Source organism: Pediococcus argentinicus (genome assembly GCF_001437605.1).
GTDB lineage: Bacteria > Bacillota > Bacilli > Lactobacillales > Lactobacillaceae > Pediococcus > Pediococcus argentinicus.
The window spans coordinates 1-12,004 of the sequence record NZ_JQCQ01000041.1 but is presented as its reverse complement, the minus strand read 5'-3'; the positions used below and the strand labels follow the sequence as shown (position 1 = coordinate 12,004).

The 12,004-nt window shown below is 33.7% G+C and carries 12 protein-coding genes and 3 pseudogenes; 10 read left to right on the top strand and 5 right to left on the bottom strand.

Going from position 1 to position 12,004, the window contains the following annotated elements; genetic code table 11:
- Positions 1–148 precede the first annotated feature (148 nt).
- The 3 genes from IV88_RS08105 to IV88_RS08095 are packed head-to-tail and all read left to right on the top strand — an operon-like array spanning position 149 to position 1,992.
- The gene (locus IV88_RS08105) at positions 149–610 is read left to right on the top strand and encodes a helix-turn-helix domain-containing protein (RefSeq protein ID WP_057800399.1); all 462 of its coding nucleotides are present in this window, start codon (positions 149–151) and stop codon (positions 608–610) included.
- Between the two features lies 1 nt (position 611).
- Complete coding sequence (locus IV88_RS08100) at positions 612–1,358, top strand: ABC transporter ATP-binding protein (protein ID WP_057800398.1); 747 nt, start codon at positions 612–614, stop codon at positions 1,356–1,358.
- Positions 1,348–1,992: an ABC-2 transporter permease gene (locus IV88_RS08095; RefSeq protein WP_057800397.1), complete on the top strand. Its 645-nt coding sequence runs from the start codon at positions 1,348–1,350 to the stop codon at positions 1,990–1,992. The genes IV88_RS08100 and IV88_RS08095 overlap by 11 nt, the downstream gene beginning before the upstream one ends.
- 45 nt (positions 1,993–2,037) lie before the next feature.
- Here IV88_RS08095 and IV88_RS08090 read toward each other — a convergent pair whose 3' ends face one another.
- Positions 2,038–2,583 carry a TetR/AcrR family transcriptional regulator gene (locus IV88_RS08090; RefSeq protein WP_057800396.1) on the bottom strand — a complete coding sequence of 182 codons (546 nt, stop codon included), beginning with the start codon at positions 2,581–2,583 and terminating at the stop codon, positions 2,038–2,040.
- A gap of 115 nt (positions 2,584–2,698) precedes the next feature.
- Between IV88_RS08090 and IV88_RS08085 the strand changes: the two genes are divergently transcribed.
- From IV88_RS08085 to IV88_RS08075, 3 genes are read left to right on the top strand one after another with little or no spacing between them, the layout of a single operon-like run.
- Positions 2,699–3,442 carry a nuclear transport factor 2 family protein gene (locus IV88_RS08085; protein ID WP_057800395.1) on the top strand — a complete coding sequence of 248 codons (744 nt, stop codon included), beginning with the start codon at positions 2,699–2,701 and terminating at the stop codon, positions 3,440–3,442.
- 14 nt (positions 3,443–3,456) lie between these two features.
- Positions 3,457–4,296 (top strand): MBL fold metallo-hydrolase, encoded by an 840-nt coding sequence (locus IV88_RS08080; RefSeq protein ID WP_057800394.1) that lies wholly within the window; start codon positions 3,457–3,459, stop codon positions 4,294–4,296.
- Positions 4,297–4,304: 8 nt separating this feature from the next.
- Positions 4,305–5,135 carry an MBL fold metallo-hydrolase gene (locus tag IV88_RS08075; protein WP_057800393.1) on the top strand — a complete coding sequence of 277 codons (831 nt, stop codon included), beginning with the start codon at positions 4,305–4,307 and terminating at the stop codon, positions 5,133–5,135.
- A gap of 60 nt (positions 5,136–5,195) precedes the next feature.
- Here the strand turns inward: IV88_RS08075 and IV88_RS08070 are convergent.
- Positions 5,196–6,011 (bottom strand): annotated as a pseudogene (locus IV88_RS08070) (Cof-type HAD-IIB family hydrolase).
- 201 nt (positions 6,012–6,212) lie between these two features.
- Positions 6,213–6,971 carry a class I SAM-dependent methyltransferase gene (locus IV88_RS08065; protein ID WP_057800392.1) on the bottom strand — a complete coding sequence of 253 codons (759 nt, stop codon included), beginning with the start codon at positions 6,969–6,971 and terminating at the stop codon, positions 6,213–6,215.
- 176 nt (positions 6,972–7,147) lie between these two features.
- On the opposite strand from IV88_RS08065, the pseudogene IV88_RS08060 reads away from it, so the two are divergent.
- Positions 7,148–8,025, top strand: a pseudogene (locus IV88_RS08060) (IS30 family transposase).
- 552 nt (positions 8,026–8,577) lie between these two features.
- On the opposite strand, the pseudogene IV88_RS08055 reads toward IV88_RS08060, so the two are convergent.
- Both IV88_RS08055 and IV88_RS09380 read right to left on the bottom strand, forming a co-directional pair.
- Positions 8,578–9,258: pseudogene (locus IV88_RS08055) on the bottom strand (SDR family NAD(P)-dependent oxidoreductase); the annotation flags it as partial.
- Between the two features lie 24 nt (positions 9,259–9,282).
- The gene (locus tag IV88_RS09380; RefSeq protein WP_201781925.1) at positions 9,283–9,426 is read right to left on the bottom strand and encodes a hypothetical protein; all 144 of its coding nucleotides are present in this window, start codon (positions 9,424–9,426) and stop codon (positions 9,283–9,285) included.
- A 158-nt stretch (positions 9,427–9,584) separates the two neighbouring features.
- Here IV88_RS09380 and IV88_RS08050 point away from each other — a divergent pair, with 158 nt between their 5' ends.
- The 3 genes from IV88_RS08050 (at position 9,585) to IV88_RS08040 (ending at position 11,956) form a co-directional block, all read left to right on the top strand.
- Positions 9,585–10,112, top strand: a complete 528-nt coding sequence (locus tag IV88_RS08050; RefSeq protein WP_201781924.1) for a TetR/AcrR family transcriptional regulator — start codon at positions 9,585–9,587, stop codon at positions 10,110–10,112.
- Between the two features lie 116 nt (positions 10,113–10,228).
- Positions 10,229–11,278 (top strand): LLM class flavin-dependent oxidoreductase, encoded by a 1,050-nt coding sequence (locus tag IV88_RS08045; protein WP_057800391.1) that lies wholly within the window; start codon positions 10,229–10,231, stop codon positions 11,276–11,278.
- A gap of 3 nt (positions 11,279–11,281) precedes the next feature.
- A complete protein-coding gene (locus IV88_RS08040; RefSeq protein WP_057800390.1) occupies positions 11,282–11,956 on the top strand; it encodes an NADPH-dependent F420 reductase in 675 nt (224 codons plus the stop codon).
- Positions 11,957–12,004: the final 48 nt, after the last annotated feature.

Genomic DNA, 12,004 nt, shown 5'->3' with positions numbered 1-12,004 from the left:
ATTACCAACAACAGATATTGTAGAACCAAATTAATTCTAATATATTGAGTTTTTTCGCGTAACCAAACTTAACAAAATTTGTTATTTTTGATTGATTTTAATATTCAAAGAGATATTCTATGCTTAATAGCATAAGGGGTAGAGAAAAATGAAAAATCAGAAAAATGTGATTGCTAATAATTTACGTTTCTTACGAAGTCAAAAAAAGTGGAGCAAAGAATATTTAGCAGAAAAACTAGATGTTACTCGTCAATCAATTGCCAAATGGGAAAACGGTGAATCACTTCCAGATTTAATAAATTGTGTTGCTCTTTCTGAATTATATGGCGTAGATTTGAACAATCTAGTTAGATACGATGCCGATAAAGAAGGGATGCCAATTGGCCCAGCAAATAAACATATTTTTGGAACAGTTAAAGTGGGTGATCGTGGCCAAATTGTTTTACCAAAAAATGCACGCGACATGCTCGAAATTAAAGCTGGTGATAACTTAATGGTTCTTGGGGATTCTGGTCAAGAATCACCAGGGTTGGCATTAATCAGTACAACCACATTTATGAAGATGACAGGGCAAAAGCTCGATAACTTTTTCTTTAATAAGGATGAATAAAATGAATTTACTTGAAGTACATGATTTATCAAAAAAATATCCTAATTTTGAATTAAAACAGATTAATTTTAATATTCCTGCGGGAAAAATAATTGGTTTGATTGGCGTCAATGGAGCTGGAAAATCAACAATTCTGAAATCGATTTTGAATTTGGTGCCATTTGAGACGGGCAGTATCCAAATGTTTGGCAAGGAATTTAGAGACAATGAAGTTTTTTGTAAACAACAATTAGGTGTTGTTCTAGGTGGCGTAGATTTTTACAAAGAGAAAAAGTTACGTGATATTACTAAAGTGACGAAAACTTTTTATGGTAATTGGGACCAAATCGCGTTTGAAAAATATTCTAAAATGTTTAATCTTGATGAAAATAAAAAAGTTAAGGAACTTTCATTTGGTATGCGTGTGAAATATTCCATTGCCGTTGCCCTTTCTCATCAAGCTAAACTTTTAATTTTTGATGAGCCAACAAGTGGATTAGACCCTGTATCTCGTGATGAGTTGCTCGAAATATTTTTACAAATTGTGAAAAAAGGTGACACGAGTATCCTTTTCTCCACGCATATCACTTCTGATTTGGAAAAGTCGGCTGATGAAATAATTTATATCAAAGATGGCGAGTTAATTAAGGCAGCACCTAAAGAAGAATTTATCGAATCGTTCCAATATCTAAAAGATGATACTGACAAAAATGATCTCACGCTCGACGATATTATGGTGAGAATGGAGGGTAAGCACTATGAATTTTAAATTGTTAAATAAAGAATTTCGTTTAGCTGCACACCCAAATCTCTATATATTTTCATTAATGGGTCCGTTGTTACTTGTTCCGGCCTATCCTTACACGATACTATTTTTATTCAGTTGCATTGGAAACTATGTTAATTTAATGTATTCGAGAGAAACAAACGACATATATTTTACTGAAATGTTGCCGATAAAAAGAAGCGATGTTGTCAAAGCAAAATGGCAAGTTTTGCTAATTTCACAAGCTTTTATGATTCTGTTTTCGATTCCGTTTGCGTTAATTCATGGACAAGTTTTTAAAACAAACAATGTTGCTGGGATTGATGCCAATGTTGCTTACTATGGATTTGGATTGATGATTTTAGGAATATTCAATGTATTCTTTTTAACGGAATTTTTCAAAACAGCATATAAAGCAGGTATAGCATTTTTGATGGGAATTATTCCGGCATCATTAATCGCAATTGCTGTCGAAGTTCTTGTGCACTTTCCTAATTTTGCGTGGCTTGATTCAATTAGCGGATCAGACCAACTAAAGCAATTACCAATATTAGTTATTGGAATTATTTTTTATGCTCTAATGATGTGGGTAGCTTATAAAGTTTCAATTAAACGATTCGCAAAAGTTAATTTATAAAAAGATTGATGTGCTGAAGTAACAGCATATCAATCTTTTTTTGCGTTATGCAATTGATGATTTTAATGAACGTTGAACAACACCTGTGATAAAAGAAACCATCTTGTCCAGTGGCATTGATTGATTCTTTAACCAATCTTGCAGCATGCCGCGCATCCCATTCTCCACGTAATTCCAACAATATTTTCTTTCGATCTCCGTATCGTACTCACTGTATGCGAAGTTTAAATCAGTTGCTATTTTCATAATTTTAGAAAGAAATTTTGATTCTTGAATTGATAATAATGCTAATGCGAGATTTTGATTTCCATAAATAAACGAAAGAAAAAGTTCGTGAAAATCAAATAAACTTTGTGGCACTTCTTGAACGACTAAATTATTAAATTCGTCTGTAAGGTCATTTTCAAGTTCATCTAGAAGTTCAAAAATATCAACATAATGTAGATAAAATGTTCTTCTGTTTACATCGGCCATATTTGTTATTTCTGTAATTGAAATTTTATTAAATTCTTTTTGACCAAGAAGTTTAATAAAAGAATTAATAATATTTTTTCTTGTCCTTTGAGCACGATGATCCAATTTTTTTGTCATAATCCCTCCACAATAATTCATATGTGTGAATTATAACACGTTTGGTAATTAATGTTTATTGTTAAGAATCAGGATTGGTTATAAATTTACAACATAAACATAAGGAGGTCATACAATGACAAAAAGAAAAGATCAAGCAATGGCAATGTTAACAGCTATTGAAACGGGAAAAACAGATACAATTTTGGAAAATGTAAGTGAGGTTGAATATACACAACATAATTTACAATTTGGAAATGGACGTGATGCTATTTTGACATCAATTCCTGCACTTCAAGTTTATAAAGCTACTTTAAAGTTTCTTAGATCAATTGAAGATGGAAACCTAGTCGCTATTCAAACTGAATATACATTTAGTGGTCAGTTAGTTAATGGATTCGACGTATTTCGATTTGATGGTGAAAAAATTGTCGAACATTGGGACAATTTAGAGATTTTTCAAGGAAATATTAACGATAAAAGTTCACCTTTTGATGGATCAAAGCATTTAGATGGTAGCATTTCAACTGATGAAACCAAAGAAATAGCACGAAAATTTCAACAAACATTAATTACTAAAGAAATTAAGAATATGGAAAACTATTTTTCAAACGATTTAGAAAATCATATTTCTGGAGTAAAAAATGGTTTTTCTGAATATGTTGAATTTTTGAATAATTCTTCAAATTATAATAAAGATCATTTCATTATTGCTGAAAATAATTTTGCGTTAGTAACTAGTGAGGGTGTTGAAAATAATGAAGAAGTTGGATATTACGATTTAATCCGAATTGATGATCATAAGATTGTTGAAATATGGAGAACAAAAGAAATATTTCTTCCTAAAGAACAAAGAGCAAACGAAAATGGTAAGTTCTAACTAAGGAGAATGAAATGACAGAGTTAAAATATGAAACTTTAAGTGATGTTCGAAAGAGTGTTACTAGAGGCATTCCAAAAGGAACTGAAGAATTGGAATGGGTATCAAATACAGCAACACTAATTTATGGGAATCAAGATGCGGTTTTAATTGATACCTTTATGACAAAAGATGCGAATTTAAAACTAGTTGATTGGATAAAAGGTTTTGATGTAAATCTAAAATATATTTATATTACACATGCTCATTCTGATCATTTTTTTGGAACGGGAATAATCAAGGATGCATTTCCTAATGTAAAAATTATTGCAACACAAGAGACTGCTGATGGATTACCATCAATTATTATGCCTGCAATGTTAAAAACGGTTTGGCAAAATTTGTTTCCAAATCAAATTCCAGAAAAGATACATTTAGTCGACGAACTGGTTGATGGTAGATTTTATTTAGAGGATGAGGAAATAAAGATTGTTAAAGACGGATTTACTGATACTCATGACTCAACTAGTTTGTGGATTCCTAGTTTAGGACTAATTGTTGCAGGAGATGCCACCTATAATGGAGTTCATCCATTTATGGCAGAAACAACACAACGAGCTCGAGAAAATTGGATTAATGTTAATGAAGAACTATCTAGTTTAAATCCAAAATATGTAGTAGCTGGGCATAAGAATCCCGATTTAGATGACAATCCAAAAATTTTACTGGAAACTGCAGAATATATTAGAACATTTAACAATTTATCCAAAATTGCAAATAGTGCAGAGGAATTATATAAAGAAATGTTAGAAAAATACCCAACAAGAATTAATCCAGGATCACTATGGGGAGTTTCAAATTCAACAATAAGATAGGAGAAATAATGAATAAAATAAAATATGATGTTTTCACAACTAACCTACCGGGTGTTGTTCCAGGAGTACCGAGTGGGACAGAAGATTTAGAATGGTTTCCAAATTCGTCAGTTTTAGTGTATGGAGAAAATGAAGCTGCAATTATCGATACCTTCATGACAAAAAGTTCAAACGAAGAATTAATTAAATGGATTTTGGAACATAAAGTTAACTTGAAGTATATTTATATTACACATGCTCATACTGATCATTTTATGGGTGCTGGAATGTTAAAAACGGCATTTCCAAGTGCAAAAGTTATTGCTACTAAAGAAACCAAAGAAGGTATTCAACCGATTTTACTACCAGAAACTACAGCTCAAATTTGGGAACACATGTTGCCAGGTGAAAAGCCAAATCCAATACTTGATATTGATGAAACTGTTGATAAATCATTCTTTGTTGACGGAAGTGAGTTTGAAATTATCAAAAATGGTTTTACAGATACTCATGATACAACTAGTTTGTGGATTCCTGATATTAAATTAATTATTGCTGGAGATGCTGTATATAATGGAGTTCACCCATTCTTGGCAGAAACAACTTTAAAAGATAGAGAAAATTGGATTGAAGTCGATAAAAAATTGAAAAATCTTAATCCAAAATATGTTGTTGCTGGGCACAAGAATCCTGACAATGATGATAATCCTAATATTTTAGATGAAATGATTGAATATATTACTGATTTCGATAATCTTAAGAAAATAATTTCAGATCCGAATGAAGTATTTGAAAAAATGATGAAAAAATATGGAACGAAAATAAACCCAGGATCTCTCTGGGCAGCTGTTCATTTATAAAATAAAAACTCAGTATATTTAGAAATTATTTTCCGAATATACTGAGTTTTTCATTCAGTCTTATAAAACAAATTTATTAATTGCTTCAGCCACACCTGTCGTGTAATTAGCTTTAGTAATATATTTAGCAGTATTTTTTGCTTCGTCAGAACCATTTGCGACAGATACTGGAAGACCAACTTTTGTTAACATGGGAATGTCATTGCTATTGTCACCAAGTGCCATGATTTCATCTTTTTTAATACCAAGACGGTCAGCTAGTTCAAGTGTTGCGGATCCTTTATCAGTTCCTGCATGATTGAATTCGGTGTATATTCCTTATGAATAAGTCACATTTAAATCAAAATAAACACCAGATAGTACTGCTTCAGCCATTTCTTGTTGCTTAACTGGATCAGAATTCATCGTAATAACTTTTATGATTGGTGTATCTTTGAATTCATCAAGATTATCGGCTTCTAGATATTTGAAATTAACGCCACGCGTTCTCAAGTATGCTTCATCTTCAGAAAGTGGGTTATATAAGAATACGTCATTCAATGTGTAAACATGTGTATCAAAGTCTTTGAACTTTTTGGTAATGTTAAAAATATCTGATGCTTGCTCAAAACTGAGACCGTTAGTTTGTAATACTTTTTGATTTTTGTTTTCGACAATTGCTCCACCGTTATATGAAATAACATATTCGTCAGGTTCACTGTAAAGATCGAGGACTTTTAATAATTCTTGAATAGACGCAAATCCTCTTCCGGTATTTGGGACGAACTTAACCCCTTTTTCGCGTGCTTTTTTGATTGCTAGTTTATTTTCTTCAGATACGCTACCATCCGCACCTAATAGTGTTTCATCTAAATCGCTGACAATTAATTTAATCATTGCTGTACTCATAATTTTCGTAATAGATTAAGAGTAAATGATTTTAATAACGATTACAACGCTGCGATATGTTAAAAATAACTGTTGTAACACTAGGTAAGTGCATTCATCAGTGACTTGTTTTTCTTAGTGTGTTTTGTTCCAAAAAAACATAAACCGAAAATTTATACTGTGTCAGGTATTTGTTTAAAAATCGTAGAATCACTTGAAGCCTTTTATAATAACTGCATAATACAAAGAATGTTTTGATTTTAATATCGACGGAAGTTTTAGACAATCTTCAAGCGGTACTGCTTGGATTTCTGAAGCGTTTAATTTCGAAATTAGCGTTGAGAAGTCGCCAAAAATTGACTCATCTCGAAAAAGATCAAGAAAAACAAACTCGCCGTGTGGGCTTAGCACACGAAGTGTTTCGTTAATTAATGAAGCTTTATCTTGAACTGAGGTAACTTCATGAAAAGTAAGTACACTTACAACCGCATCAAAACTATTGTTAGTAAATGGTAATTTGGATGCACTTGCTTTTTGAAATTTTGTTTGTTTAGATACACCCATTAATTCGGCATTATATTCACATTGTTGCTTTGAGTATTCCCAATTTTTTGACCATGAATCAATGCCGGTAACAGTAATATGCGAATTATTTTGAGCAATCTTAATTGCTAGAGCTCCGCTACCCGTACCTACATCCAGTACCTGTCGATGATCATGCTGAAGTAGTGAGGCAACTGTTGTGTGTATTTTGTCCTGATAGCCACCGCCACCGCTAGAGAATTGATAGTATGTGATGATTAGTACTGTCGTTATGTAGATAAATGGCAATGATAATAGACCAAGAAGCCAAAAATATATAGACTTCATTGCTAGAAGACCCGCAATAAGCAAAATGATAAGGCTAATTGCAAAGAAGATTATGATTCTTTTTCTTCGAATCCATGTGTTGTACTTAGGTTTAACCATGTTATTTCTTTCTCCATAATTTAAAATTTTTTATTTGTTTTCGTAGATTCTATAATTAATCCGAACACAAAATAAAAACCCAAAGCAAAAGCTTACAATGGTAGTGACCAAACTAAACCATGAAAGAAGCGATTACTTTAAGCATTACTACTTTAACACAATTTGAATGAGGAACGATTGCTTATCTAGTAAATTTAGGTAAAACTCAACAAGAAATTGCCACCACTATTGGTGTGGCAAAATCTACCATTAATTATGAATTACATCGTGTTATCCCATATAATGCGAAACTTGCACAACTTGATGCAGATCAAAAAAGAAAAAACTGTGGTCGAAAAACAAAGTTAACTATTGAACTAGAAACAAAAATTATCAATCATTTAAAACTAACTCTTTCACCATCAATGGTAGCTAGAGAACTTAATATAGCAACTTCCTCAATATATAATTAGATAAACAGAAAACTAATGAACTTCGATTCAAAACAATTACCAGATAAAGATATTAGACGTGCCAGATCAAATGAAACAAGAGGCATTATCAAGGTTGGTAGTTCTATTGAAGAGCGGCCTATAGAAATTAATACACGTTCTGAGTTTGGTCATTGGGAAGTTGACACTGTGTTATCAAGTCGAGGTGAATCAAAGCATTGTTTGGTAACTTTTATCGAAAGAAAAACAAGATTACTGTGGGCAATCAAGATGAATAGTCGCTGTTCAGAGGCATTAAATGAAGCTTTTAAGAAGTTTCATAATAACTTTGGGTCTACAGTCAAATCAATAACCGTTGATCACGTAAAAGAGTTTTCAAAATATCGTGAAATAGAGAATGATTATGGAATTAATGTATTCTTCTGTCACCCATATTCTCCATGGAACGAGGAATAAACGAACGATTTAATCGATACTTACGTTGGTTTTTTTCAAAGAAAACAAACTTCGAAAAGGTAACAGAAGATGAAGTAATTGAGTCACTTGAATTAATCAATAACCGTCCGTTAAAAGTATGTAATGGACTAACTGCTATTGAGAGTTTTAAATTATGTTCGGATTAAACTTGTAATCTACCATATCTAATTTATTTTCTTGTAAACACAACTGTTAGATCATTTCCAGGGTCAGTGTGACGTGCAACTATTCCGTGCGCTTCACCAACGGTTTCCTTATTGGTCTTGATTACAGTTTGATAAGCATTTTAGAAATTCATGGAACTCTATCCTATTCCTGATTCAAATCCTTGAAACGCTTCATCAAATTCTGGTGTTTCATCTAGGTCTGAGTGAATGGTAATTTTATCAAGTTCATTATTGAGGACATTCATACTAATTCTAATCGGACCATTGTGCAGTAATTCATTTTCTCCTTCGGGAGTGACCGAAGAAGTTTTTTTGAGTAAAGAACACTGATTTGACGGTCTTTTACAAATTTTAGAATGGTATAAAATAGTTAAAAATAGGTTGAATGTTTGCCACAGAATACGCCAGAAAAAAACAGATAATATTTAGGAAGTTAATTCTAGATATTATCTGTTTTTTTATTTTTTCCCGAATTTAAATGGCTAACTTTTGTGGCGGCTTCAAAAGTCAGCCTCTTTTTAAATGTAGCATTTATTTATAATCAGTAATCCCAGCTCTGCCTTTCTGGTCTTCCAAAGCTATTAATCGTTTTTCTAATCCTTCGTGCATTTTATTATACGAGTCACTACCAAGTGCTAATCTAAGCGGCCCTTGACCTTGTTCAACTCGTTTGATAATCTGTTCAGCCATCTTATCAGGGTCGCCCAGAATAGAATTTTCCATTCCAGCAGGTGCAGGAACGCGACCACTAATCAGCGCAGTAATCTTACCAGCGTCAGTATCGTTGTAAACGCTCATTGGCTTACTGAACACACCATGACCACCAGCAAAATTGGTTCGAATACCACCTGGTTCAACAATTGTAGTTTGAACGTTAAACTCTGCTACTTTTTGAGCGAGCGCTTCAAAAGCTGCTTCGACAGCCCATTTGGATGCACTATACATTCCCAGTGCAGGTGTGGAGTATTGTCCAGCCATACTTGATATTTGAACGATTTGTCCATGACCCTGTTTTCTGAAATAGGGTAAGAAAGCTCGCGCCGTATATAATGAACCAAATAAATTAATCTGAAAAATGTTTTGAATTTGTTCATCACTGAATTCTTCAACGGCACCATATAGTCCGTAAGCGGCGTTATTTAATAAAACGTCAACAGTACCAAAATACTTAACAGCTAAAACGACAGCTGAATTAACTGCATTAGAGTCACTTAAATCGAGAGTTGTTTCCCAAAGCTAATCACTGTAAGTTGCTTTTAAGTCATCTAGCGCGCCTAACTTACGAGTTGTTGCAGCTACACGGTCTCCCCGTTTTAACAATTGTTTGATAACCGAAGTTGCTAGACCACCAGATGCACCGGTAATAAACCATGTTTTCATATTCGAATTCCTCCTTGAATTTAGGACGTTACAGTTGTAACGTCTTGATGTTGAGTAGTATAATGCACCTATTAATTGAAAACAATGGAATAGCTGGGCGACGTTACAAAGGATGGAATATTGTTATGGATACAAACTATAATCAGGAACAAAAGAATTTGAGCCGGGAAAGTATAGTAACTGCTTTAATCGAAGTAATGAAGTATAAAAATTTTGAAGATATCTCTATTACAGAGATTGCTAGAAGAGCAGGTGTCTCCCGCATGGCATTTTATCGTAATTATTCCAGTATGACGGATGTGATTGCTGAAAGGTTAGACAGTATGTACCAGGAATATTCACAACTTTTAGTCCAATCTGATATTTCTAATTATGAAATTACGAGACTGTTCTTTTATTACTTTAGACAACATCGTGAGTTCATCACTGTAATTTTTAAAGCTAAATTAACCTATCTAATGTTAGACTCAATGATTGATTTTATGAATGATTTTTCCAATTATTTAATTTGCAACATTGAAGGAACAGACAAAGCAGATAAGTATAATATTCGTTTTGTAGCTGGAGGTTTTCTAAATGTACTGATGTTGTGGATGGAGAATGGAATGCAGGAGTCTGATGAAGAAATGTCAGAAATTATTGGCAATCGTTTATCTAGTCATATTTCTGGTGTGAAGAATATTTAATTGAATGAAAGTAACCGTTTTTATAAAAAGGGTTGCTTTTTTTATTTTTTGCGGTATATTTATCTTAAATGAATAATCACTTACAAAAAGTAAGCAAAAACAGGGAGGTATTTAACATGGTAAACGTAGATAAATTAGAATTTGGAATTGAAACATTTGGTGATATTGTTGCAAACGAAGATGGTTCATTAAAAACTGCCGCAGAATCAATTCGTCAGATTGTTCATGAAGGTGAATTGGCTGATTCACTAGGCATTAATGTAATTGGCGTTGGTGAACATCATCGTCCCGATTATAGTGTTTCAAGTCCTGAAACAGTTTTGGCATCAATTGCAACTGTTACAAAGAACATTAAGCTAGCAACTGCGGTTACCGTGTTGAGTTCCGATGATCCAGTTCGAGTATATGAACGCTTTGCAACTTTAGATGCCTTATCAAATGGACGTGCCCAGGTTATGTTGGGCCGTGGATCATTTACAGAATCATTCCCATTGTTTGGATATGACTTAACTGACTATGATGATTTATTCAATGAAAAGATTAATTTATATGATAAATTACGTACAGAAAAACCAGTTACATGGTCAGGCAAATTCCGTGCATCGCTCAAAGATCAAGATGTTTATCCTAAGACCGAAAAGGGTGAGCTTGAAACATACGTTGGTATTGGTGGATCACCAGAATCAATCATTCGTGCAGCTCGCTATGGCTACAAAGTGATTATTGCTATCATTGGTGGTCAAGCTGATCGTTTCAAGCCTTACATTGATTTGTATCACAAGGCAGCCCGCAATTTAGGTAAAGAAGAATATCCTGTTGCTGTTCATTCACATGGCTTTATTGCGGATGATAACGATCAAGCTGTTGAAGTTGCTTTCAAGAATATTAAAGAAAACTTTGACCGCATCGGTCTAACCCGTGGCTGGGCTCCAATGAGTCGTGAACAATTTGATGCAGAAACTAAAGTGGGTTCATTTTATGTTGGGGATCCTGAGTTTGTTGCTCAACGGATGGCTCGCACGATTAAATTGCTTGATTTAGGTCGTTTTGATTTAGTATATGGCGCTGGTAACCAAACAGCCGCTCAACGTGAACACATGATTGAATTATATGCGACAAAAGTAATCCCTCGAGTTAAAGAGATTTTATCAGAAGAGGAGGACTAGTTCATGACTATCAAAAAAGTAGGAATTTTTGGTGCAGGAAAAGTTGGTATCGTGTTAGCAGGGTTAGCCTTGAAAGCTGGCTATGAGGTTCGTATCTCCGGTTCAGGACCTGTTGATAAAATTAAATTAACAATCGATACATTGGTACCTGGCGCAATTCCTGAAGTAAATGAAGAAGTTGCTGAACAGAGTGACATTATTATTCTCGCTATTCCCTTGAGTCGCTATAAGAATATTAATCCGGACCTATTAAAGGGAAAATTAGTGATTGATGCGATGAATTATTGGTGGGAAACTGATGGAATCCGTGAAGAGGTTCTCAATCCAGATTCAACTTCTAGTGAACAAGTTCAAGATTACTTCAAGGATACAACGATTGTTAAAACCTTTAATCATATGGGATATCACAACTTACAAGAAGAAGTTCGTCCAAAGGGCGACCCTAAACGAAAAGCACTATTTGTAACAGGCGACAATAAAGAAGCTGTTGACCAAGTGGCAGCATTCGTTGATTCAATGGGATTTGACCAAGTGGTTCATTATGATATTTCAGATGGTATTATGACTGAACCTGGAAGCCCCTTATTTGGAGCCAGCCTGAATTATGAAGATGTAAAGAACACCATTGATAACTTTGATCAGACTGAGTTTGGTAAGAAGATTAAGTTACATCGATAAAAGTAACTAAAAAGCATTACTCTGCGCTCGGCCCTGTCAAGTTGACAT

Coding starts and splice junctions, on each gene's coding strand:
- IV88_RS08105 (WP_057800399.1), top strand. CDS start 149: ATGAAAAATCAGAAAAATGTGATTGCTAATAATTTACGTTTCTTACGA.
- IV88_RS08100 (WP_057800398.1), top strand. CDS start 612: ATGAATTTACTTGAAGTACATGATTTATCAAAAAAATATCCTAATTTT.
- IV88_RS08095 (WP_057800397.1), top strand. CDS start 1,348: ATGAATTTTAAATTGTTAAATAAAGAATTTCGTTTAGCTGCACACCCA.
- IV88_RS08090 (WP_057800396.1), bottom strand. CDS start 2,583: ATGACAAAAAAATTGGATCATCGTGCTCAAAGGACAAGAAAAAATATT.
- IV88_RS08085 (WP_057800395.1), top strand. CDS start 2,699: ATGACAAAAAGAAAAGATCAAGCAATGGCAATGTTAACAGCTATTGAA.
- IV88_RS08080 (WP_057800394.1), top strand. CDS start 3,457: ATGACAGAGTTAAAATATGAAACTTTAAGTGATGTTCGAAAGAGTGTT.
- IV88_RS08075 (WP_057800393.1), top strand. CDS start 4,305: ATGAATAAAATAAAATATGATGTTTTCACAACTAACCTACCGGGTGTT.
- IV88_RS08065 (WP_057800392.1), bottom strand. CDS start 6,971: ATGGTTAAACCTAAGTACAACACATGGATTCGAAGAAAAAGAATCATA.
- IV88_RS09380 (WP_201781925.1), bottom strand. CDS start 9,426: ATGAAAACATGGTTTATTACCGGTGCATCTGGTGGTCTAGCAACTTCG.
- IV88_RS08045 (WP_057800391.1), top strand. CDS start 10,229: ATGGTAAACGTAGATAAATTAGAATTTGGAATTGAAACATTTGGTGAT.
- IV88_RS08040 (WP_057800390.1), top strand. CDS start 11,282: ATGACTATCAAAAAAGTAGGAATTTTTGGTGCAGGAAAAGTTGGTATC.